The organism is Bacillus cereus group sp. Bce041 (assembly GCF_052646455.1).
On record NZ_JBQXON010000007.1, the window covers coordinates 59461 to 82654 of the forward strand.

Here is a 23194-nt window from a genome sequence, read left to right on the forward strand (position 1 = left end):
AAATGATATATCTAGCAAAAACATAGTTTGGTCTATATAATGCAACTTCTACCTATTAAAAGAACATACACCCTTTTACATACAACATCATTTTTCTAAATTATACAGGGGGGAACGAACATGACCATTGAAAATCAATTTATTCAAAAAGTTTACTATAAAACATTTTTAACAGAAGAAACTTCTACTCCTGCATCGGAAGTACTCGGTGAAGCATATATAAATGAATCTAAAAATGAATTCTCCAACATTTCTAATATTCGATTTGCTCAAGGTGAATTTTATTATCAAAATAAAGATTTTGAAGCAGCTATATTTAAATGGGAAAAAGTAAATAATGCTCTTGCACTTTGGGCGACAAAAAATATTGCAGATGCTTATTTTGAACTAGGATTCTTACCAAAGGCAGAAGAAATTTATCAATCTATTCAAACGGAAGATACGACTCTTACGATGGAGGTTTCCTTACAACTTCTTTCTCTTTATATCGAACAAGATCGTTTAGGACTCGCTTTTAAGACGATTAGTGAAGCTGTTGCATTCCAACCGGATTACCCAAATATTACTGCAATTGCACGTTCTTTCTATGAAAAACAAGAAGATTGGAACAACGCTATCGAACTAGCTGTTCAAGAAGGTATCCGAACACAATCTTTACACTGGTTTGATACGTTAATAACTTACATAAACAAAGGATTTACAAAAAATATTAAGCCTGAATATTTCTATGAGTCTTTAAAAGCTCTATATGCTGTTGATCAAGCTCAATTTAAAGAACTTGTTATTGCTCTTTGGAATAGCTATCAACATGAATCCTTATACCTTCCTTGGATTCAAAGTATTAATCATTTATTCTTGCATATTGAAACAGACAATAATGACGATTGGAATGAAATCTCTACTCGCTACCAAGAAACATACTTTGCATTAATTACCGGAAATCATTTTATGCATGAATTAAACGGACTTGTACCAAATTTATTAACAAATTGGTTCAGTTTAACGAAAGCAAAAGATTCTCTAGTTGTCTCTGCAGCAGTGTTAGCATGGAATGAAGTCTCACCTACAACTTTAGAATCATTACTCGTAAAAAGTGCTGGATCCTTACTTTCTAATACATCAGCTGAAGCAGATGTAAATATGGAAACAGTTTCTCATTTATTCGAAACAATCGCTGTATGGGCTGAGAAAAATGATGTAGATTTAAGTCATCAATTTACGCTACTCGTCCATGAACTATGTGATTTAAATGTCACACCAATACTAATAGCTGGAACTAGTGACCATGATAAAACATCATTTGTTAATTCAATATTGGGAGAGAACATCTTAACTGAAACTTTAACAACTCCTATTCTATTTAAAGACGCTAGTCAAACTGAAATAACAGAATTTACCGAGTTAGATATAAGAAATATCCCTAACCTTGATGAATTCCATCAAATAACGGCTACATCTGCTCAGTCAGAACTTGAGAAAAAATGTATAGAAATTAAGCTACCAAGTAGGTTTTTAAGAAAAAATAAGTTTACATTTCTTATTACACCATCTATTCAAGGACAATTGGATAAAAACAATGCATACTTTGAATACTTACAAGCAGCAGATAGCCTTGTATACGTATTAAATTCTTCTTCACCATTGCATAGTCAAGAAATTGATACGTTAATTTATTTACGTGAACAAGTACCAAACTTACAAATTCACTTCGTATCACACACAAATAATACGACTACTGATGAAAAACTAATTAGTAAACTTAAAGTACATTTTCCAGATGCACAGTTCTTCCCATACTCTCCTTCGCAAGAGAGTAGCCAGCAACTTGGAGATGTAACAGAATCTATTCTTTCTAATCTTGCAAAACGCGATATAGAAAAAGAACGTATAGAAAAGCTAATATGGTTTACGCAAAAGACAATTGCTTATCTCATAAATGAACGTGTGGAATTAGAAAATACATTAGTAAAATCCGTACGCTGGAATAAACACATCTCAGTGAAACTTACTGGATTTATTAATAACCTTACTGCTCTTGAAAAAGATAAAATTCGTTCTATTACCGAATCCTATCTTTTAACGAAAGAAGAAATTACACGAGATATACATTCTCAAATTCCTGAATTATTACAGAGCTGCTCTGATCTTGTTCAAGAAGATAGTGATTTCAAATTAGTTCATGAAGAATTAAATGCTGCAATGAATGAACGAGTTCAAAAGCATGTACAACAGGTACTTCTTCCTAAATTTACTGGGTCTATTCAAGAATGGATTGAAACAGCACATAATGAATTTATTCAAGCTCAAGCTTATTTAGATGAAATGAGTGAAACGTTTAATAAATTATATAAAGAAGAACGTATGAAACTTCCTTGCGATTTCAAATTATTAGATGATTGGAATCGAGATGTTGTACGAATGACAAATCGAATTACAGTAACGAACATCAATATTTTATTACGCTTTACACCGACACAGTTTTTCTTAAAAAGTGCCGGAAAATTATTTGGTAATATGCAAAAAAACCAATCTATGCTCGCCAACAAATATAAACAATATATTGAAACAGAAGACTATACAGAAATTGCTCACACAATTTCAAAACAATTCTTCCTTCAATTTGAAGTATTTGAAGGTGCATTAGAACGTGATATCATGATGTTCTTCAAAGATCCACTTAATATATTGAAACAAAATGTAGATGCAGCTCAACTTGAGATAAAGGAAGACGAGCAAACATTAGCAACGCTAAGAAGCAATCCAGAAACATATCATGATCCTTTGGCGTTATTTAAACTACAATTGCTACAACATAAATTCGTTTTAAGTACTACAAAGAAACATGAAGATATTTTTGTATCAAACGAATCTCCTACTGTTTAACCAAAAAAACCAAGCAAACTAAAATTTGCTTGGTTTTTTACTTTATTATTTTCATATGTTCAAACGGATAATAAATGCCTGCCAACTTTCCTAACACATCTTCTCTATCAATAAAACCTAAACCATTTCTACTATCTTTACTTATTAAGCGATTATCTCCCATAACAAAAATCTTATTTTCGGGAACTGTAATTGGTCCAAAGTCCTCTGTTAAATTCATAAGTTTTTTTTCTGCTTGTTTTTTATTACTATCCAAATACTCTTCATCTTTCACTTCAGAATTTACATATAATTGATCATTTCTCATCTCAATTATATCTCCAGGTAATCCAATCACTCTTTTGACATAAAAATTATCTGTTTTCATAACAATAATATCTTCTCTCCCATAGCTTTCAAATTGTTTTGCTAACTTATTAACAATCACCTTATCTCCATCTTGCAACGTTGGCCTCATAGATGCTCCTTTTACAGTCGTAGGGAAAAACACAAAAATTTTCGCCAAAAACACCAATAAACATGCGATTGCAATAGTTCCAAAGAATTCACGCCAATGTTTTTTCTTTTGCATCATTTCACCATCTCATCATCTTTTTACTTTTATTATAAATAATACAACCGATATTTTTCTACAAAATTCCGAATTATAAAATTATAATATTAGAAATTTCAAAATGGTAATACTGATCAAATTAAACAAGCAAAAAAGATACTCTCAAAATAGTCTATTCACTATTTTGAGAGTATCTTTTTATAATCCCACATATACAATACACATTTGAGCAGCTACATATGTAAACCAAATCCAAAGTGGCTCATACTTCAATTTACGCCCTCCGATATCTGTCACGCCAATAATAAAATCAGAAATCACAAATAGTAAACCACCAAACGCTGGTATCCACCATATCCCTGTATTTTCATAATATAAGGCGAATGCAAAGCAAGCCATTCCTCCAACCCACAATCCGTAAATTAGAGCTCCTATCGTAAACAATTTATCCTGTTTATCATTTCGGATAAAGAAGAACCATCCTACAATTAGAAAGAGCCCATATACGAGTAAACCAATCCAAAAACCATTCCACGAAATTCCTGTTTGCAAAAATGCTTTTACATAAAAACAATGAGCAAGAGCGAAAGTAACCATCCCTCCAATTAACCTGTGACCAATTGGAATCAGCCCAGCCATAAACAAATCTCCCACAGTCGATAAAGTCATACCAAGTGCAACCCACGTACTATACTCTACAGATGGATCTTGTAACCATATCCAAATTGCACTACCTGTTAAAGAAAAACTAAGAATAAGACGGATTACTAAAGGTAACGGCATATTATCTTTCGTTCTTTTTGTCTGCCGCATTGCATAAATTGCACCAATTAAAAAAAGAAGTATTTGCCCAATTAACACCACGTAAAGTAGATTCATAACATGTTCTCCTCAATAAATGCTTTTTGTATCTTTTTTCGTTACACTTAGTCTATTATCCTTTTTCTATGAAAAAAAGAAGAACAGTACTGTTCTTCCATTGTAATCGCTTTTCTGCTCTCTATGCTACTTGTTTTTCTTGCTCCATTTTTTGCTTAGCTGGCGTTCGATTTACCACAATAATTCCCGCGGCTACACATGCTAAACCGAGTAGCACAAATGAATGAATTGCTTCACCTAAAATCATGCTCGATAATAACACACCAAATACGGGTATAAAGAACATATACATAGATACTTTTCCAACCTTGTTGTACTTCATAATTGTATTCCAAATGCAAAAACCAGCTGCAGATAAGAAAGATAAATAAATCAGCATAAGTAGTGCATGTAGACTAAATGTAAATGGCATGACTCCAACTTGTAAAGCCCCTATACATAATAATCCTATAGAACCAAACATCATTTGGTATGCTGTCATATAGCCAACATCTAATGTTTTACTACCTTCTTTTGCTAATATGTTTCCATATGAATACAGCATTGCTGCACTAAGAAGTAATAAGCTTCCGATTCCAAAATGAAATGATAAGCTACCATCACTCGGCACATTTACTAAAATGACGCCACAAAAACCAATCGATACCCCAATTATTTTTCTTATATTGAGAGCATCATCTTTATATAAAAAATGGGCGAGTAAAATTTGAAAGAATGATGATGTCCCTGAAATGATAGCTCCTTCAATTCCTGAACTATAACTCATTCCAATGTAAAAACAGATATATTGAAGAAACGTTTGGAATAAACCAATTTGTATTAACTGTTTCCCCGTTCCTTTTTTGAAGCTCATATCTTTTCCTAACACTTTAAAGAATAATAAGAGCATGACTCCAGATAACAAGAAACGATAACCGGCAAATAATATTTGTTCTCCAACTTCTTGTGGTTGAATTCCAAGTTCAGCATAACTTAACTTAATAAAAGGAAATGCGCTTCCCCATAAAAAAGTTGCTACTATTGCAGCAATAAATACGCCAATCGGATGGGTAAAAAATTTCTCTGTCTTCACTTGTTGTCTTCCTTTCCGACCTTTTTATGAACAATATTCATATATACCAAAGGAATTGCGAAAACACAAGTTTTCCGTTTATACTTGAAACAAAACCGTACCATCTCATAAAAACATATGATATACTATAGAATAATTACAACATAATAACTATTAAAAACAGATTCAACAGAAATGCTGCTATCCATTATGGATGGCAGCTTTCGTCGTTTTATAGGGGTTTCGATTTTGATTATTTTTCTCAATAAGAATTCGGAAGGAGCGAGTAGTAATGAACTCAGAAGTAAAAACGTTACACGCAAAAGAAACAATTTCTCATCCCTCTTTATGGGACACATTAAAAAAACATTATGAACTTGTATTTGCAGTGGCATCTGGTATTTTTATTTTAGCTGGCTGGCTATTCACAAAGAACGATGCAATGAATGTAGGTATTACTTGCTATATCCTTGCTTATATAGTTGGTGGATATGCAAAAGCTAAAGAAGGCATTGAAGATACGATTGAAGAAAAAGAGCTAAATGTTGAAATGCTAATGCTCTTTGCAGCTATCGGTGCTGCAATTATTGGCTACTGGGCAGAAGGGGCTATTTTAATCTTCATCTTTGCGCTCAGCGGTGCTATGGAATCTTATACATTAAGTAAGAGCCAAAAAGAGATTTCCGCTCTTCTTGACTTACAACCCGAAGAAGCATTACGCATTTCCAACGGAACAGAGGAACGTATTCCTGTTGGAGAGTTACAAATTAACGACATTATTTTAATTAAACCAGGTGAACGTGTTCCTGCTGACGGTACGATTCATAACGGTGAAACAAATATCGATGAAGCAGCAATCACGGGAGAACCTATTCCAAATGAGAAAAGATATGGCGATGAAGTATTTGCAGGTACTGTAAATTTACGTGGTGCTATCGAAGTTAAAATTACGAAGCCGAGCGATCAAACATTATTCCAAAAGATTATTCGTCTCGTACAAAGTGCACAAAGTGAAAAATCACCATCACAACTATTCATCGAAAAGTTTGAAGGAACATACGTAAAAGGTGTACTACTCGTTGTTGCGCTTATGATGTTCGTTCCTCATTTCTTACTTGACTGGAGCTGGAATGAAACGTTTTATCGCGCTATGATCTTACTTGTAGTCGCATCTCCTTGTGCACTCGTTGCTGCCATTACACCAGCAACGTTATCAGCCATTTCTAACGGAGCAAGAAATGGAATTCTCTTTAAAGGTGGCATACATTTAGAACGCCTCGCTTCAGTAAAAGCAATCGCCTTTGATAAAACAGGAACATTAACGGAAGGTAAACCTACCGTAACAGATATATATGTTCGAGAAAATATGACAGAAAAAGAAGTACTTTCTATTACAGCATCAATTGAAAGTCACTCTACACATCCTTTGGCTGAATCTATTGTTAAATATGCACAACATGCGTACGACATTACATTAAAAAAACCAGAAAAGGTTGAAGATGTAACTGGTTTTGGGCTAAAAGGAATATTCGAAAACAACGCTTATAAAATAGGTAAAGCTGATTTTATCGGTGAAGAAACAAAAACATTTCATAATGGTATTTCTGCCTCACTTGAAAAGGAAGGTAAAACTGTCGTTTATATTAGTGATGAGGGAGGCATTCTTGGACTTATCGCTTTAAAAGATACGCTTCGCCAAGAAACAATAGCTGCTATTCGTGATTTACAAAGCATTGGTGTCGAAGCAATTATGATTACTGGAGATAATGAAGAAACGGCAAAAGCAATTGCCTCTGAAAGTAATATAAAGGAATATTACGCATCATGCTTACCAGAAACAAAAGTTGAAACGATTAAAAAGTTAAAAGAAAAATACGGTACAGTAGCAATGGTCGGAGACGGTATAAATGATGCACCTGCACTAGCTACTGCTAGCATTGGTGTCGCAATGGGAGAAGGAACAGATGTAGCTTTAGAAACTGCGGATGTTGTACTGATGAAGAACGAACTATCTCGTCTTTCTCAAGCGATCCGTCTATCAAAACGAATGAATCGTATTGTGAAGCAAAACGTAATCTTTTCGCTAGCCGTTATTGCCATGCTAATTTGTTCAAACTTCTTGCAATTTTTAGCTCTTCCATTCGGTGTTATTGGCCATGAAGGAAGTACGATTCTTGTCATTTTGAATGGCTTACGATTATTAAAAGGAAGCAAATAAAACGGGTCCCTCATAGAGGACCCGTTTTTTTTAATGATAGCTATTATGACCGTTCGCACTGCTACTCGTTTTATGCTTTGGATGCGAACTGCTCTTTTGTTTATTATTACTTTTATTATTATGGTTCTTTTTATTATTACTCATGAAATATCCCCCCTGTTCCTTTTTATTATGGAACAAGAGCTCATTATTCATTACGGGAATTATTGTCACCGGTTCTATAATGGTGGAGTAAACCATTAATTTCACCGCCAAGTAAAATTACCCATCCAGTTAAGTAAAACCATAACATTAAAATAATGATACCACCGAGACCACCATATGTATTGGCGTAATTCGCAAACTTATCTACATAATAAGCAAATGAGTACGATACCACAATCCATCCTACAGTAGCAAATAACGCCCCTGAAATAACTTCTCTTCTTTTTAACTTTCGATCTGGTGCAAATGTATATAAGAAACTAAACAAAGCAAATAGCACGAAGAAACTCGCTACTAATCGTGTAATGCTCCATACGAAAGAAAAACTATCTGATAAACCGAGTGCTTTAAACACTGCTGCTCCAATAACTTGTCCGAATACCGGAACAATTAACGCAAAGACAATCATAAAAATAATAGCTAATGTAAACACAATTGATAACGCTCTTGTTGTAATAAAAGAACGTGTTTCCTTCACGTCATAAGCGCGGTTAAAAGCATTCATAACCGCATTAACACCATTTGAGGCAAACCATAACATGGATAATAAACCAAATGATAATAAACCACCATTTTGCTGGTTTACAACTTTATCTACATTTACCTCAATTAAGTTCATTGCATCATCTGGTACATAAACCTCTAATAAACTAAGCACATCCTCTGTTTGAATGGGAATAAATCCAAGAAGCGTAATTAAGAAAACGAGCCCAGGAAAAATTGCAAGCAAGAAGAAATAAGCGAGCTGTGCTGCCAAGCCCGCTACATCATCGCGCATCGTCCGGTCATATAAATCTTTACCAAACGAATAAGTACGATTTCTTCTCACCTTTTCTAAAATTTTTCTCATATATGTTTAAACGCTTTTCTTCTCTTCTTTATCTTGCTTTAACTCAATGTACGCTTCAGTTTTTTTTTCCACTGCATTTGAGTCTTTCATAAATAATTCACGTGCTTCTTTCATACCACCATCTTCAGCAACTATTGGCTCTTCTTCTACTTTCAACTCATCTACCTTTGGAGATACAGCTTGAATTTCAATCGTTTCTGGCTTTTCTTCTGGCTCAACTTTTTTCTTACTAAAAATTTCTTTCGTTTCTTTTAACGTCTCTACAACAGATGGCGTTAATTTTTTAATTTCTGCTACTTTCGCTTTTACCACATTGAAATCAGCAAGTTCGCGTCCTTTATCTGTAACAGTTTGCACTTTTTCTTTGATCTTTGCATTTTCACCAATTTCAATCATCTTTGTTTTTGCTTTTTCTGCTGTATTTTTTACTTTTTCGCGGTTTTCTTTCTTTAACATGGATACAGCTACACCTGCAGCTACACCAATCGCAATGTTTCGAGCAATATTATTTTTCTTTGCCATATTCCTTCACCCTTTCATTTCTTATGTTAGAAAGTATTTCTTTCTAAGCTTCCTCATATTCCTTGTTCATTTCGAATGAAAGCTAATAGCTTTGCACACCCTTCTGTTACAAGGTCATATACTTCTTGGAAATTCCCTGTATAGTAAGGGTCAGGAACGTCTGTCCAGCCACCGTCTGGAACAAAGTCGGACAGCCTACCAATATAGCCTCCAGTTTTACCTAAACTTTTTAAATCTGCTATATTCTTGTTGTCCATGGCAATAATATAATCAAACTTTGTTAAGTCTTCTTTTTCTACTTGCCTTGCTTTAATTCCTTCAAAAGTGACTGCATTTTCTTTTAAAATTTTTTGTGTTCCTTTATGTGGCGGATGGCCAACATGCCAATCTCCAGTTCCTGCAGAATCAATGACAATTTTCTCTTCAAGTCCCTCTTTTACGACAAGATTTCGAAAAATCGCTTCTGCCATCGGAGAACGGCAAATGTTCCCAAGACAAACAAACAATACTTGAACCATATTTTTGTTTCTTCCCTTCTTGGTGCATTTCTTAATATATACTTATAGTATAAACAACCAATTATTAAATATAAAGGAAATCCCTACTAATTTAATAGGATTGAAAAGATCCATTAACGAAAATGATAAAAAATGTTAAGATAGCCTTATGTTATTTTAAAGGGGGACACTTCGGTGGATTTATCCGTAAAGTCAGAAGAAAACGTTGAATACATGGTCGAAGCTATTAAAGAAAAATTACGTATGGTTAATGCTGGAGCGATGAGAGCTGCTAGTTTTAACGAAGAAATGTACGAAGATTTACGTGACATTTATGATCATGTTATGAAACGTGAAACATTCAGCATTAGTGAAATGCAAGCTATTACAGAAGAATTAGGTACATTAATTAAAAAGTAAAAAAGCCTCTCTTATTATGAGGCTCTTTTTTATTTCCAACAAATTCATGACAACTCTTCTCTTTCCCTCAACCAACTGTAAAATATTGTACAATAGAAGTAGAACCTCACCTTAGATTTTTTCTCCATACATACTACTCACAAATAATAGCAACACTACCATTGCTAACTGTTTTTACTGGAGGTGCTTACTTATGAGCAATTGGTACAGTAAGACGAAAGATCAAACATTGATTGACCTAGAAACAAACGAACAAAACGGTTTAACAGATGAGATTGTAAGTGAACGTTTAAAGCAATACGGTTCTAATGAATTAGCTACAAAACAAAAACGCACTTTATGGCAGCGTATTTTCGCCCAAATTAATGACGTCCTCGTATATGTCCTTATTATTGCTGCCCTTATTTCTGCCTTTGTAGGTGAATGGGCGGATGCCAGTATTATCGCGCTTGTTGTAGTTTTAAATGCTGTTATCGGTGTTGTCCAAGAATCGAAAGCAGAACAAGCTTTAGAGGCATTGAAAAAGATGGCAACACCTAAAGCTATCGTCAAGAGAAATGGTGAACTAAAAGAAATTCCATCTGAGCACGTCGTTCCAGGGGATATCGTTATGCTCGACGCCGGACGATATATCCCCTGCGATTTACGCCTTATCGAAACCGCAAATTTAAAAGTTGAAGAATCTGCTCTAACTGGTGAATCTGTCCCTGTTGATAAAGATGCAATCTACCACCCTTCCATGCAACGTGATGAGCAAGTACCACTCGGCGATCAAAAAAACATGGCCTTTATGTCTACTCTTGTAACATATGGAAGAGGCGTCGGTGTTGCTGTTGAAACTGGAATGAACTCACAAATTGGTAAGATTGCTACCCTTTTACATGAAGCAGACGATGATATGACACCACTTCAAAAAAGCTTAGCACAAGTCGGAAAATATTTAGGCTTTGTCGCTGTAGCTATTTGTATCGTTATGTTCCTCATCGGTTTTTTACAAGGCCGGGATACGTTAGAAATGTTTATGACTGCTATTAGTTTAGCCGTTGCAGCTATCCCAGAAGGCTTGCCAGCTATCGTTTCCATCGTTCTTGCAATTGGTGTGCAACGTATGATTAAACAAAACGTTATCATTCGCAAACTACCAGCTGTTGAAGCCCTCGGTTCTGTCACAATTATTTGTTCAGATAAAACAGGTACGTTAACGCAAAATAAAATGACCGTTACTCACTTTTATAGTGATAACACATACGATCGCTTAGAAAGTTTAAATGTAAATAATGATGCGCAACGTCTATTGTTAGAAAATATGGTGCTATGTAATGATGCATCTTACAATAACGAATCACAAACGGGAGACCCGACTGAAATTGCACTTCTCGTTGCTGGAACCACTTTTAACATGCAAAAAGATCATTTAGAAAAAATACATGAACGTGTTAACGAAGTACCTTTCGATTCAGATCGTAAAATGATGTCAACTGTACATACATACGATGAAAGCTACTATAGCATGACGAAAGGCGCTATTGATAAGCTCTTACCTCGATGTACCCATATTTTTAAAAACGGCAAAATCGAGATTTTAACTGATTCTGATAAAAATCAAATATTAGAAGCTGCCCGAGCAATGTCTCAAGAAGCTTTAAGAGTACTTTCATTCGCATTTAAACAATACGATTCAAACGATGTGGATATAAATCATCTTGAAAAAAATCTTATCTTTATTGGTCTTGTCGGTATGATTGATCCACCACGAACTGAAGTGAAAGATTCAATTAAAGAATGTAAAAAAGCCGGTATTCGCACAGTTATGATTACTGGTGACCATAAAGATACCGCCTTTGCAATTGCCAAAGAACTTGGCATTGCTGAAGAAATATCGGAAATTATGATTGGAACTGAATTAGATAACATTTCTGATACAGAACTAGCTAGCAAAATTAATCATTTAAATGTATTCGCTAGAGTCTCTCCAGAGCATAAAGTGAAAATTGTAAAGGCATTACGCGCGAAAGGAAATATCGTTTCTATGACTGGTGATGGTGTCAATGATGCACCATCTTTAAAGCAAGCTGATGTTGGCGTTGCGATGGGCATTACAGGAACAGACGTTGCAAAAGGGGCAGCAGACGTCGTGTTAACAGATGATAATTTCTCATCTATTGTGAAAGCCGTTGAAGAAGGTAGAAATATTTATCGTAACATAAAAAAATCAATTCTCTTCCTACTCTCTTGTAACTTCGGAGAAATTATCGCTTTATTTTTAGCGATTTTACTCGGCTGGGCAACACCACTACGACCTATTCATATTTTGTGGGTGAATTTAATTACAGATACACTGCCTGCATTATCACTTGGGGTTGATCCTGAAGATCCAGATGTGATGAAGGAAAAACCACGACATGCGAAAGAAAGCTTATTTAGTGGCAGCGTTCCTTTCCTGATTTTCAATGGAGTTATCATTGGACTTTTAACGCTAATAGCTTTTATCGCCGGAGCAAAATTCTATACTGGAGATACAAATTTATTTCCTCTTTTCCCAGAGCGAATTGATGACGATGCTCTATTACACGCTCAAACGATGGCATTTGTCGTTCTTAGTTTTTCTCAGCTCGTTCATTCATTTAACTTGCGTTCAAGAACGAAATCAATTTTTTCAATTGGGATCTTTACAAATAAATATTTAGTTTTCTCTCTTCTTATCGGTGTTCTTATGCAAGTTTGTATCATCTCCATCCCGCCCCTTGCAAATATATTCGGTGTACATGCATTAACGATGCGAGATTGGGGATTTGTTCTCTTATTAAGTATCATTCCACTTATTGTGAATGAGATTATTAAATTAGTGAAGAGAAACTAAAAGGCAATGAGGAATAGTCCTCATTGCCTTTTCATTTATCCTACTATTTTCCGTGCAGTAAAACTCCCACCTCAAAATTCAGTTTGAGCAAAGAAGTTAGGTGATGGATTAACTGCCCATAAATGTCCAATTGGTGAAGGGTAATAATCGGTGGGGATGAACAAAACCCCACTGATTAAAGTTTCACTTTATCCTTGTAATTCTTTTTTGATATTCTCTGTTAATGTAGCCATACGCTTGCGGCTTTCTTCACGCTCACGTTTATTTTGTTCTTCAATTTGTTGTGTTTCTTGCATACCTCTTGAAATAATGTTCCAAGTTTCCTCAAGTGTTTCCATCTTAATACTAGAAGAACCTGATAATCTCGCTACTTCTACACTTTGCGTTGCGATATTTTGTGCATTTTTCTTAAGTAATTCATTTGTACGGCGATCCAGTTCAGCCATAGAATCTGCAACAAGCTTTTGGCGCTTGGCATTTACCGCTTGAATGATACCATTTTTAAAGATAGGAATCGTTGTAATAAATGCTGTATTGATTTTACCAATTAATTTATTATTACCACGTTGAATCATACGAATTTGTGGTGCTGTAAGTAACGCAACCATACGTGCTTTTTCTAAATCGTCAATACGCTGTTCTAAAATTTCAACAGAGTTTTTAAGCGACTCTAATTCAATACCTGCTAATTGATCATTATTACGTACACGCTCTTCATACATCGGAACTAACTCTGTATTTAAACGCTCTAATAACATTTCTCCTGCTACTACGTACTTCTCTAAGTCTAAATAATATTTTAAGTTTTGCTCATACAAGCCATCTAACGTACCAATTGATTTTTTCATCTCATCTTGGTACTTCGTAATTTCCACATAAACTTTATCAATTTCGCGGCCCATCGTTTGATATTTACTAAAGATTTGTTCTATCATTTTATCCGCTTTTTTGAACATACGTGAGAAGAAACCACTTTTTTCTTCCGCAAAGTCTTTACTATCAAATCGGTCCATAATTTTACCAAGCTGTTTTAATAATTCACCAGAATCTTCTATCTTTGATAATGACATTGTATGTAAAATTTGATCAGCAAAACGTGAAATTTCCATAGAAGGTTCTTTTCCAAGTTCAATTAATTCTAATTGATCTTTAATATCTACCGCATTATAAATACGTTGTACATCCGCATCTTGTCTAAGTTGTAAGCGAACATCTTGTGCTGTTTGTTCATTTAATTCTGTTTTCGGATCTAGTACGACTGGGTTATTCATATGGTATTCTCCCTTTCCTTATAAAAATGGACGAAATAGTCCTTTTATTGTTTGTGATAAATTTTTATAGGCTGATGAACCATGAAACTCAAGATCGAAATTAACCTCTTCAAGCCAATGTGAATCAAATGCCCCCGCTTCAATATACGGTTCAATATCGTTTCTTCCCGTTGGATTGAAATGGAATACATCTACTCCAATTTGATTCAAAAATAGTAATAAAACAGCATCAGAACGAGTTAACTCTCCACTCTTCTCATTATTAAATATAACAATTTTCGGTACATCTTGTGAATAATCAAATTTCTCAAGCTGTTCTAAAATATTCGGTGGTATTTGAGAAAGTTGCGCGAAAACATATAGCGCTACATCTTGTTTCGTCTCTTTCGCAATTGGTTTGCACATTTCACTTTCGCACGTATGGATAATCGCCTCTGCAATCCCATGCTGTAAACCTTCCGGTAAACGCTTATGCGGCCACCAATGGCTATTCATAATTAGATCAGGATGCAATTTTCCAGCCCGGTCCAATGCATCTCGATAATGATATTGGAAGTTTGCTTTTTGCTCTTTCGTAAACGGGAAGGTATTAATTAATAAACTGTTATCAAATGATGTAACAGCCTTTAATCGTTGAAAATATTCTTTATCATTCTTTGAAACGCCTGATATTTTCGCAAATAAAGAAGGAATATAAATGTGTTTATTTTCAACAAAGAATGTCGGGCGTACAAACGCCTTTTCTTTCGTAATTAAAAAGAGTTCATCATATGTCGTTTTTAACGTACGTGCTACAGGCGTATAGGAACGGAATTGCCACGGCTTGTACAGCAGTGAATTATCGTGGTGAAGTACTTGTTCAATTTCTTTCGAAGCTTGATACGCTACTGTTGCAACACGCTCACGGCGACGATCAGGGAATGGTTCAAGCGAAATGCGACTTGAATGAGATACAACAAAAGTTCTTCCCTCTTCATCAATATTTTCAAATCCATCTTTTCCTTCTGGGTGATAATAAAGCACATCACAACCGAGCATAATAAGAAAGTATAAGAAATATATACGGCTTTCCTGTGCATCACCGTACCAAATGATACGCGGCATTTGTTTCTTATAATTAATCGTAGAGAACCACTTCGCTACGTAATTTTCGCTTAGTTTAATTATGTCGATTAAGAAACGACGGAAGCCTTCTGTCTTTAACGACTGATTATGTTGCTTCTCATATAATTTCAATAGTGAAATAAACGTCGTATGTATGTAATGCTGTAAATCAGGATTGTCTACTTTCGGTAAAAGTTGTTTCCCAGATAAGTGTGCAACTAGCCTATTTACTGTCAGACCATTTGGCGCTTCTTGATGTAATCCGAACACTTCTTGAATATGACGAAGCTTTTCCGAATCAATCACTTTGTTTAAATTTTGTTCGTGTAAAACTTCGATTCCTTTAGCTTCACTATAATCAAACAGTTCATTAAAATATTCATCTACATCATTAGGAACACCAAGGATTCGACATGCTATATAACTAAATTTCATCTCATTCTCTGTCAGCTCATATTGTGGGCGTTTTTCTAAAAGCGTTTCAAATTGCTTTAAATCTGATTCATCTTTTAATGCATATGGTTGAAGTGTAAAACGTGAAAACACAACAGTTCACCTCCAAAAACATTTACGTTTTTTCTAAGTCCTTCTTCTATTATAAACTATTTTTGGTTATAAAAAATGGGCGCTCGCAAAACGAGCAAACCCATTTCAATTATTTATTGTCTTCTTTAGTAGCTGCAACTTCTTCTCTAGCTTGTCCAGAATTCTTCATGTAGTGAAGTATAAATGTTGCTCCAAATGCTACAACTAAAATAATAAAGAATAGTGTATGACTAATCTCAATCTCGATTAAAGACAGTAACATTTTTGCTGCAATAATTAAGATTAAAATGTATGCTGTCGTTTCAAGCTCTGGAATACGCTCTAACAATTTTAAGAATACACCAGCAATACCACGCATCATTAAAATACCTAGCATTCCGCCTAATAGTAAAATCCAAACTTCATTAGATACACCAAATGCAGCAAGTACGCTATCTACAGAGAATGCGATATCCATTAATTCAACCATCGCAACTGTTCCCCAGAAGACACCAAACATTCTAAAGAGAATACTATTTTGATTCATACCGTGAGCTTCGTCTTCTTCACTTGCACCTTTACGCTTATCAATAAAGTATTTTACTGATAACCAAGCAAGGTAAAGTGCACCAAGAAGTTTTACCCACCATAATTTAATTAAGAACATTCCGATTCCAATCGCAATAAAGCGGAACACATAAGCTCCAATAAGTCCATAGAATAATGCTTTTTTACGTTTTTCTTCCGGAAGATGTTTTACCATTACCGCTAACACAAGTGCGTTATCAGCAGATAATAATCCTTCAAGTACAACAAGTGTACCAATTAATCCCCAAGATACTGGATCCTGCAACACTTTAATCCACATGTCCAAGTCGAAAAACTGAGCATACGTATCAAGGATTCCTTGCAAAATACTCATCTTACCTTTATCCCCTATTCTTTGCTAGATTTATAGAAAGGTCAAAAAAAGGAAACGAATATCGTTTCCTTTCTATGCATCCAAGCCATACGCTCTTACAAGCGCACCTAAACCACCTTGGAATCCACTTCCTACTGCATTAAACTTCCACTGTCCATTATGACGGTATAATTCACAAAAGACAACTGCTGTTTCGATGGAGAAATCTTCCCCTAAATCAAAACGAAGAACTTCTTCACTCGTTTCTTCATTCGCTAAACGAACAAACGCATTTCCTACTTGCCCAAAGTTTTGAATACGGCCTTCTGCATCATAAATCGTAACTGTAATAGCAATTCTGTGCACATCTGCTGGAACTTTCTTCAAATCCACAACAAGTTGCTCATCGTCACCTTCACCTTCACCTGTACGGTTATCTCCTGTATGTAAAACAGATCCACAAGGAGACTGTAAATTATTATAGAAGATAAAATCAGTTTCCTTCGTACATTTTCCGTTTGCATCTAATAAAAAGGCAGATGCATCTAAATCGAAATCGGCTCCGCCGTCATAAGATTTAATATCCCATCCAAGACCAATTACTGCTTTTGTTAAACCAGGGCTTGTCTTACCTAAATCGATTTTCTGGCCTTTTTGTAATTGAATAACCATCTATATTCACCTCTATATTTTTATCTTTAAAAATATATCCATCAGTAAACATACATTTCACCGATGGATATATAAATCAAATCTATTACTCTACATCTAAACCAAAGTTATTACATAGAGACGCTAATCCACCTTGGAATCCACTTCCGATTGCATTGAATTTCCAATCACCTGCATGACGATATAATTCACCTACTACTACGGCTGTTTCAATAGAGAAATCTTCTCCTAAATCGTAACGAATTAATTCTGCATTCTTTTCTTCATCAAGAATACGTACGAAAGAATTAGAAACTTGTCCGAAGTTTTGGCTACGGCCTTCTCCATCATAAATTGTAATTGTGAAACAAATACGTTCGATGTGAGCAGGAACATTTTTCAAATCTACTTTAATCGCTTCGTCATCGCCTTCACCTTCACCAGTGCGGTTATCTCCTAAATGCTCTACAGCACCATTCGCACCTTTTGGATTATTATAGAAAACGAAATCTTCAGCTCCTGAAACTTTACCATTCGCGCCTACTAAGAAAATACTAACATCTAAGTCGAAATCGTTTTGTCCGTCATAACGATTCGTGTCCCAACCAAGTCCTACAAGAACTTTCGAAAGACCTGGATTCGTTTTTGTTAAGTCTACCTTTTGTCCCTTTTTCAATGAAATTGATGCCATATACAATTCCTCCTCGGTTATTTTATTGATAACGTGATACAATCTCACTTAAGTTTTTATCTTGCGTGCCTTCTCCAACTGCTGAAAACTTCCATTCACTTCCGTGACGATACATTTCACCTGCAATTAGAGTTGTTTTGCCAGCATAATTATCCGATAAATTATAGCGTGCTAATTCTTCACCAGTTTGCGGGTTTTGAATACGAATATATGCATTACGAATCATCCCGAAATCTTGACGACGATTTACACAGTCATAAATATTTACAACGAATACTAAACGATTAATACGGCTTGGAACTTTATGTAATTCTACGAAAATTGTTTCGTCATCACCAGCGCCTTCACCTGTTAAATTATCTCCTGAATGAATAATACTACCACAAGTAGAAAGTTTATTTCCGAAGTAAACTAAATCATTTTTGTTTAAAAAACGATCTCCTTCTAACATAACAACAGATGCATCACAATCTACATTTGGTTTACTTCCAAATAATGAAGACAGAAATCCACCTGATTGCCCAATTGGATCCCAGCCTAAGCCAACCTGTAGTTTTGCTACTTTTGGTTGTCCTTTCGTTAAATCGATCTTTTGACCTTTTTCTAAAATAATAGGCATGAAGTTTCTCCCTTTCTACAAAGCATTTTCCGAATCGGAAAATATTGTATTCTTCTCTTATATTGTAGCATTATTTACCTAGCGATAAAAAGGATAAATTCTCAGTTATATGAAAACATTCATATAATTTACTTATGATGATGTAAGAAGTGGTAAATAGCACCAATCATTCCTGCACAATTACCGTTTTGCGCAAGTTCAATCTCACAATTATTATAAATCTCTTGATTTAAGTATTTACTGACCTCTTCTTTTACTTCTTTTAAAAACTCATTTCCTCTATCGGTAATTCCTCCACCAATAATAATCGTTTCTGGATTAAAAATATAAGCAAGATTACTAATTCCGATTGCCAAATGTTTAAAGAAAATCCCAACTGCTTGAGCAACTTCCCGATCTCCTTTATCATACAACTCGAAAATTCTTTTCCCATTCCACTTGCCTTTGCCTTTATATTTGCTTACAAGTCGAATTAATCCTGAAATCGAAGCAACCTCTTCAAACGTTTTTCCTTCTATTAACATATTCCCCCATTCACCAGCACTAAATGAATGTCCTCGGTACAATTTTCCATCTATAAAAATTGCTCCTCCAATCCCTGTTCCAAGGGTGAGCATAATAAAGTTATCTTTCTCTCTTCCACTACCATTCCACTTTTCTCCAAACGCTGCACAATTCACATCATTGTCAATCGATACTGGAACTTTTAATATCTCTTGCAATCTATCAATAATAGGAATAGTACTATATCCCGGAATATGATCCGCGCCTCCCGTCACAATTCCTTTATTAATATCAACAATTCCCGCAGTGCTAATACCGATTCCGGCAATAGTATGTTCATTCATTATTTTTTTGGATACATATATAAGTTTTTGAATAATTTGTTCTCCGCCTAAATGAATTTCTGTTGCAACTGTTTGACGCTTTAATACTCTCCCTATTTCTGAAACAATACCATACTTAATTTGCGTACCGCCAATATCAAACGCTATATACTCTTTCATCTGCTGCCACTTCCTCTACCGTTATGAATGTAAATTCTCCCCCTCTACTATTTGTAGGAAATCTACATTAATTCTTTTCTGCTTTGACAAATACACCACCTTTTTCTATATATAGTTTTTTTGCATAAAACTCTTTTTCCTAAGAAATATTACAAAGGGATGTATTTTAGATGGAACATTAATCTCTTAGGAGGAAAACCATGACGAAAATCTTCATTTTAGCATCAACACTCTCTTTATCTTTTTTTAGCGGTTTAAATATCGGTAATGCTGCAACTGAAAACTTCCAACCATTAACAAACGCTATTGTACAAAATAGCGATCATTTTGCAGAAGGAAACTCAAAGGATAATAATATACCTCCAGGAAATAACGGTTCTCAGGACGATACTGGTTCTGGTGACAATGGTTCTGGCGGTAACGGTTCTGGTGGCAGTGGCTCTGGTGGCAATGGTTCCGGCGGTAACGGTTCTGGTGACAACGGTTCCGGCGGTAACGGTTCTGGTGGCAATGGTTCTGGCGGTAACGGTTCTGGTGGTAGTGGCTCTGACGGCAGCGGTTCCGGTGGCAATGGTTCTGGTGGCAACGGCTCTGGCGGCAGTGGCTCTGGTGACAACGGTTCTGGCGGTAATGGTTCCGGCGGTAACGGTTCTGGCGGTAATGGTTCCGGCGGTAACGGTTCTGGTGGCAATGGTTCTGGCGGTAACGGTTCTGGTGGTAGTGGCTCTGACGGCAGCGGTTCCGGTGGCAATGGTTCTGGTGGCAACGGTTCTGGCGGCAATGGCTCTGGTGGCAATGGTTCCGGTGACAACGGTTCTGGCGGCAATGGCTCTAGTGGCAATGGTTCTGGCGGCAATGGCTCTAGTGGCAATGGTTCTGGCGGTAACGGTTCTGGCGGCAATGGCTCTGGTGGCAATGGTTCTGGCGGTAACGGTTCTGGTGGTAACGGTTCTGGCGGCAATGGCTCTCAAGGCGGCAATCGTGTTAAAGGTGATAGCAGTTCTCAAGGGGGTAATGGCTCTCAAGGTGGCAATCGTGTTAAAGGCGATAGCAATTCTCAGGAGGGCAACGGTTCTCAAGGGGGTAATGTAAAAGATAATACGAAAAAACAAGGTGATAAATTACCTAATACTGCAACGCATTATCCTATATCTATTTTAATGGGGCTTTCAACATTCCTAATTGGTATGTTACTGTTTATTCGTCGTAAAAACGTAAAATAAGAACAACATCCTTCCATCTAAAAAGTACATGAAATACTGTATAAAACTAAAAAGGACTTTGGATTACATTTTATTATGCAGCCCAAAGTCCTTTTATCACCTATCAGAAAAAGTATTAATACGCTTTTCCCCAATACACCATTTGTTTAGCTTCTTTACCACAACAAATACATTCTTCAGCTAAATGCTCTTGCTCAAAAGGCATACAACGTGAAGATACGCCAACTTCTTCTTTTAGTTTTTCTTCACAAGCTAATTCCCCGCACCACATTGCCTTAATAAAGCCTTGCTTTTCGTCAGCTATTTTTTTCATCTCTTCGAAATTTGTCGCAACATACGTATTCTCATCGCGAAATGCTTTTGCTTTATTAAATAAAGCAATATGAATTTCTTCAAGTAATGCTGGAATACGTTCTTCTAATTGATCCATTGGTACAAACTCTTTTTCCTTCGTATCTCTTCTTACAAGTACAACTTGATTCTTTTCAATATCTTTAGGGCCAACTTCTAATCGAATTGGAATCCCCTTCATTTCATACTCATTAAATTTCCAGCCTGGTGTTTTATTACTAGCATCTATTTTTACTCGTGCAACCTTTTGAATATGTGCTTGTAACTCTGTTGCTTTTGCTAAAACTCCTTCTTTATGCTGAGCAATTGGTACAATAACAACTTGCACTGGAGCGACTTTTGGTGGCATTACAAGTCCATTATTATCACTATGAACCATTATTAGCCCGCCTATCATTCTTGTTGATACACCCCAAGATGTTTGGTGCACATATTGCCACTTACCGTTACGATCTAAAAACTTAATATCAAATGCTTCTGAGAAATTCGTCCCAAAGTTATGAGAGGTTCCTGTTTGAAGTGCTTTTCCATCATGCATTAAACTTTCAATTGTATAAGTTGCCTTTGCTCCAGCAAACTTCTCTTTTTCTGTTTTTTGTCCTTTAATAACTGGTATTGCTAAATAATCCTCACAGAAAGAAGCATATAAGTTTAAAATATTTAATGTTTCAGCCTGCGATTCTTCTGCCGTTTCATGGATTGTATGACCCTCTTGCCATAAAAATTCAGTCGTACGAAGGAACGGCCTAGTTGTCTTCTCCCAACGAACTACTGAACACCACTGATTATATAACTTTGGCAAATCATTATAGGATTGCACAATTTTTGAAAAGTGCTCACAGAATAAAGTTTCAGATGTAGGACGTACACAAAGTCTTTCCGCTAACTTTTCATCTCCACCATGCGTAACCCATGCTACTTCAGGAGCAAATCCTTCAACATGATCCTTCTCTTTTTGCAATAAACTCTCTGGGATAAACATTGGCATATATACATTTTCATGGCCAGTTTCTTTTAACTTCTCATCCATCACCTTCTGCATATTCTCCCATAAGGCATAACCATACGGACGTAAAATCATGCATCCTTTTACACTTGAATAATCAACAAGTTCGGCTTTTTTTACAATATCGGTATACCACTGCGCAAAGTCCTCTTCCATCTTCGTAATGGCTTGCACTTGTTCTTTTGCCATAGTCAGTCTTCCTCCTTCTAGAAAATACAAAAAAGCCCGCGTCCCTAAATAGGGACCGAGCTTTGTCGGCGTTACCACCCTGATTCATGCACAAAAATTGCGCATGCTCTCTTTTTGATAACGGGAAATTCCCGCTGCATATGCAGAACTCAAAGGCAGGTTCCATATTGCCTTTTTAAGAATCTTTCAGCCTGACGGATTCTCTCTCTGCTAAAAAGGTTGAACATGTACTAGTCCTTTTTCATCGTTATAACGAAATAAATTTGTTGATTATCATAATACAAATTCTTTTTTAAAACAATAGCTAATTTTCTTATTTTTATATATTCTTTTCATTTTTTGCAGTTTTATACGTAGCTTTTCCGCGTAATTTTCACAAGTTGATGTGCAATCATACCGATAAGTGTACCAAGTAGGACGAAGAAACCAATAAATCCATATCCCATTCCTTCCCACCCACCAATAACAATCATTGTAACGGGAAAGGACGCTAAGCAAAGAAGTATTAAACTAAGTGCAAATATAATATCGAACTGTTTGTCTGGAAACCGTTTCTTTAGTAAATATGAAATAGCAAATACAAGGATAATCGTGATTCCGCCAATGATGTAAAAGATACCAAATCCATCTAACCAATCCATAGTGTTTCCTCCTTCCATAGATTCCTCTATACTTAATTATATGTTTAATTTTTCTGAAAATAAAAATAAATTTTCACA

General features: G+C 35.7%; 20 protein-coding genes and 1 other annotated feature. Of the genes, 5 read left to right on the plus strand and 15 right to left on the minus strand.

The window, feature by feature from the left end; all coding sequences use genetic code 11:
• Positions 1 to 120: 120 nt before the first annotated feature.
• A complete protein-coding gene (locus ACUN13_RS21325; protein ID WP_000151418.1) occupies positions 121 to 2883 on the plus strand; it encodes a tetratricopeptide repeat protein in 2763 nt (920 codons plus the stop codon).
• A 37-nt stretch (positions 2884 to 2920) separates the two neighbouring features.
• Here the strand turns inward: ACUN13_RS21325 and lepB are convergent, their stop codons facing one another.
• The 3 genes from lepB to ACUN13_RS21340 form a co-directional block, all read right to left on the minus strand.
• A complete protein-coding gene (gene lepB / locus ACUN13_RS21330; RefSeq protein WP_025687051.1) occupies positions 2921 to 3457 on the minus strand; it encodes a signal peptidase I in 537 nt (178 codons plus the stop codon).
• A 177-nt stretch (positions 3458 to 3634) separates the two neighbouring features.
• The gene (locus ACUN13_RS21335) at positions 3635 to 4315 is read right to left on the minus strand and encodes a lysoplasmalogenase (RefSeq protein WP_001051082.1); all 681 of its coding nucleotides are present in this window, start codon (positions 4313 to 4315) and stop codon (positions 3635 to 3637) included.
• 121 nt (positions 4316 to 4436) lie between these two features.
• On the minus strand, positions 4437 to 5387 hold the full coding sequence (locus ACUN13_RS21340) for a DMT family transporter (protein WP_000845696.1): 951 nt from the start codon (positions 5385 to 5387) through the stop codon (positions 4437 to 4439).
• Positions 5388 to 5658: 271 nt separating this feature from the next.
• Between ACUN13_RS21340 and ACUN13_RS21345 the strand changes: the two genes are divergently transcribed.
• The gene (locus ACUN13_RS21345) at positions 5659 to 7584 is read left to right on the plus strand and encodes a heavy metal translocating P-type ATPase (RefSeq protein ID WP_001083750.1); all 1926 of its coding nucleotides are present in this window, start codon (positions 5659 to 5661) and stop codon (positions 7582 to 7584) included.
• Positions 7585 to 7771: 187 nt separating this feature from the next.
• Here the strand turns inward: ACUN13_RS21345 and ACUN13_RS21350 are convergent, their stop codons facing one another.
• From ACUN13_RS21350 to ACUN13_RS21360, 3 genes are read right to left on the minus strand one after another with little or no spacing between them, the layout of a single operon-like run.
• Positions 7772 to 8638: a YihY/virulence factor BrkB family protein gene (locus tag ACUN13_RS21350; RefSeq protein ID WP_001226536.1), complete on the minus strand. Its 867-nt coding sequence runs from the start codon at positions 8636 to 8638 to the stop codon at positions 7772 to 7774.
• Positions 8639 to 8644: 6 nt separating this feature from the next.
• Complete coding sequence (locus ACUN13_RS21355; RefSeq protein ID WP_001085389.1) at positions 8645 to 9160, minus strand: DUF4075 domain-containing protein; 516 nt, start codon at positions 9158 to 9160, stop codon at positions 8645 to 8647.
• A 53-nt stretch (positions 9161 to 9213) separates the two neighbouring features.
• Positions 9214 to 9678 (minus strand): low molecular weight protein-tyrosine-phosphatase, encoded by a 465-nt coding sequence (locus ACUN13_RS21360; protein WP_000250916.1) that lies wholly within the window; start codon positions 9676 to 9678, stop codon positions 9214 to 9216.
• A 174-nt stretch (positions 9679 to 9852) separates the two neighbouring features.
• Between ACUN13_RS21360 and ACUN13_RS21365 the strand changes: the two genes are divergently transcribed.
• Entirely contained in the window at positions 9853 to 10077 is a 225-nt protein-coding gene (locus tag ACUN13_RS21365) for a DUF1128 domain-containing protein (protein WP_000366196.1), read from the plus strand.
• Positions 10078 to 10270: 193 nt separating this feature from the next.
• Positions 10271 to 12937 carry a cation-translocating P-type ATPase gene (locus tag ACUN13_RS21370; RefSeq protein WP_025687049.1) on the plus strand — a complete coding sequence of 889 codons (2667 nt, stop codon included), beginning with the start codon at positions 10271 to 10273 and terminating at the stop codon, positions 12935 to 12937.
• Between the two features lie 188 nt (positions 12938 to 13125).
• Here ACUN13_RS21370 and ACUN13_RS21375 read toward each other — a convergent pair whose 3' ends face one another.
• The 7 genes from ACUN13_RS21375 to ACUN13_RS21405 all read right to left on the minus strand — a co-directional run bounded on the left by ACUN13_RS21375 (position 13126) and on the right by ACUN13_RS21405 (position 19706).
• Complete coding sequence (locus tag ACUN13_RS21375; protein ID WP_001064409.1) at positions 13126 to 14208, minus strand: toxic anion resistance protein; 1083 nt, start codon at positions 14206 to 14208, stop codon at positions 13126 to 13128.
• 18 nt (positions 14209 to 14226) lie between these two features.
• Complete coding sequence (locus tag ACUN13_RS21380) at positions 14227 to 15858, minus strand: YceG family protein (protein ID WP_000492859.1); 1632 nt, start codon at positions 15856 to 15858, stop codon at positions 14227 to 14229.
• Positions 15859 to 15967: 109 nt separating this feature from the next.
• Entirely contained in the window at positions 15968 to 16759 is a 792-nt protein-coding gene (locus tag ACUN13_RS21385) for a TerC family protein (protein ID WP_000025704.1), read from the minus strand.
• A 72-nt stretch (positions 16760 to 16831) separates the two neighbouring features.
• Positions 16832 to 17410 (minus strand): TerD family protein, encoded by a 579-nt coding sequence (locus tag ACUN13_RS21390; protein WP_445423944.1) that lies wholly within the window; start codon positions 17408 to 17410, stop codon positions 16832 to 16834.
• A gap of 85 nt (positions 17411 to 17495) precedes the next feature.
• On the minus strand, positions 17496 to 18080 hold the full coding sequence (locus ACUN13_RS21395; protein ID WP_000146726.1) for a TerD family protein: 585 nt from the start codon (positions 18078 to 18080) through the stop codon (positions 17496 to 17498).
• A gap of 22 nt (positions 18081 to 18102) precedes the next feature.
• Positions 18103 to 18699 carry a TerD family protein gene (locus ACUN13_RS21400; RefSeq protein ID WP_001121586.1) on the minus strand — a complete coding sequence of 199 codons (597 nt, stop codon included), beginning with the start codon at positions 18697 to 18699 and terminating at the stop codon, positions 18103 to 18105.
• A 128-nt stretch (positions 18700 to 18827) separates the two neighbouring features.
• Positions 18828 to 19706 carry an ROK family protein gene (locus ACUN13_RS21405; RefSeq protein ID WP_000666117.1) on the minus strand — a complete coding sequence of 293 codons (879 nt, stop codon included), beginning with the start codon at positions 19704 to 19706 and terminating at the stop codon, positions 18828 to 18830.
• 200 nt (positions 19707 to 19906) lie between these two features.
• On the opposite strand from ACUN13_RS21405, the gene ACUN13_RS21410 reads away from it, so the two are divergent.
• The gene (locus tag ACUN13_RS21410; protein WP_445423945.1) at positions 19907 to 20929 is read left to right on the plus strand and encodes an LPXTG cell wall anchor domain-containing protein; all 1023 of its coding nucleotides are present in this window, start codon (positions 19907 to 19909) and stop codon (positions 20927 to 20929) included.
• 115 nt (positions 20930 to 21044) lie between these two features.
• On the opposite strand, the gene proS is transcribed toward ACUN13_RS21410, so the two are convergent.
• Both proS and ACUN13_RS21420 read right to left on the minus strand, forming a co-directional pair.
• The gene (proS, locus tag ACUN13_RS21415; RefSeq protein WP_001040977.1) at positions 21045 to 22475 is read right to left on the minus strand and encodes a proline--tRNA ligase; all 1431 of its coding nucleotides are present in this window, start codon (positions 22473 to 22475) and stop codon (positions 21045 to 21047) included.
• 47 nt (positions 22476 to 22522) lie between these two features.
• Positions 22523 to 22729: a binding site (T-box leader), on the minus strand.
• A 93-nt stretch (positions 22730 to 22822) separates the two neighbouring features.
• Positions 22823 to 23116: a YesK-like family protein gene (locus ACUN13_RS21420; protein ID WP_000383850.1), complete on the minus strand. Its 294-nt coding sequence runs from the start codon at positions 23114 to 23116 to the stop codon at positions 22823 to 22825.
• Positions 23117 to 23194 lie beyond the last annotated feature (78 nt).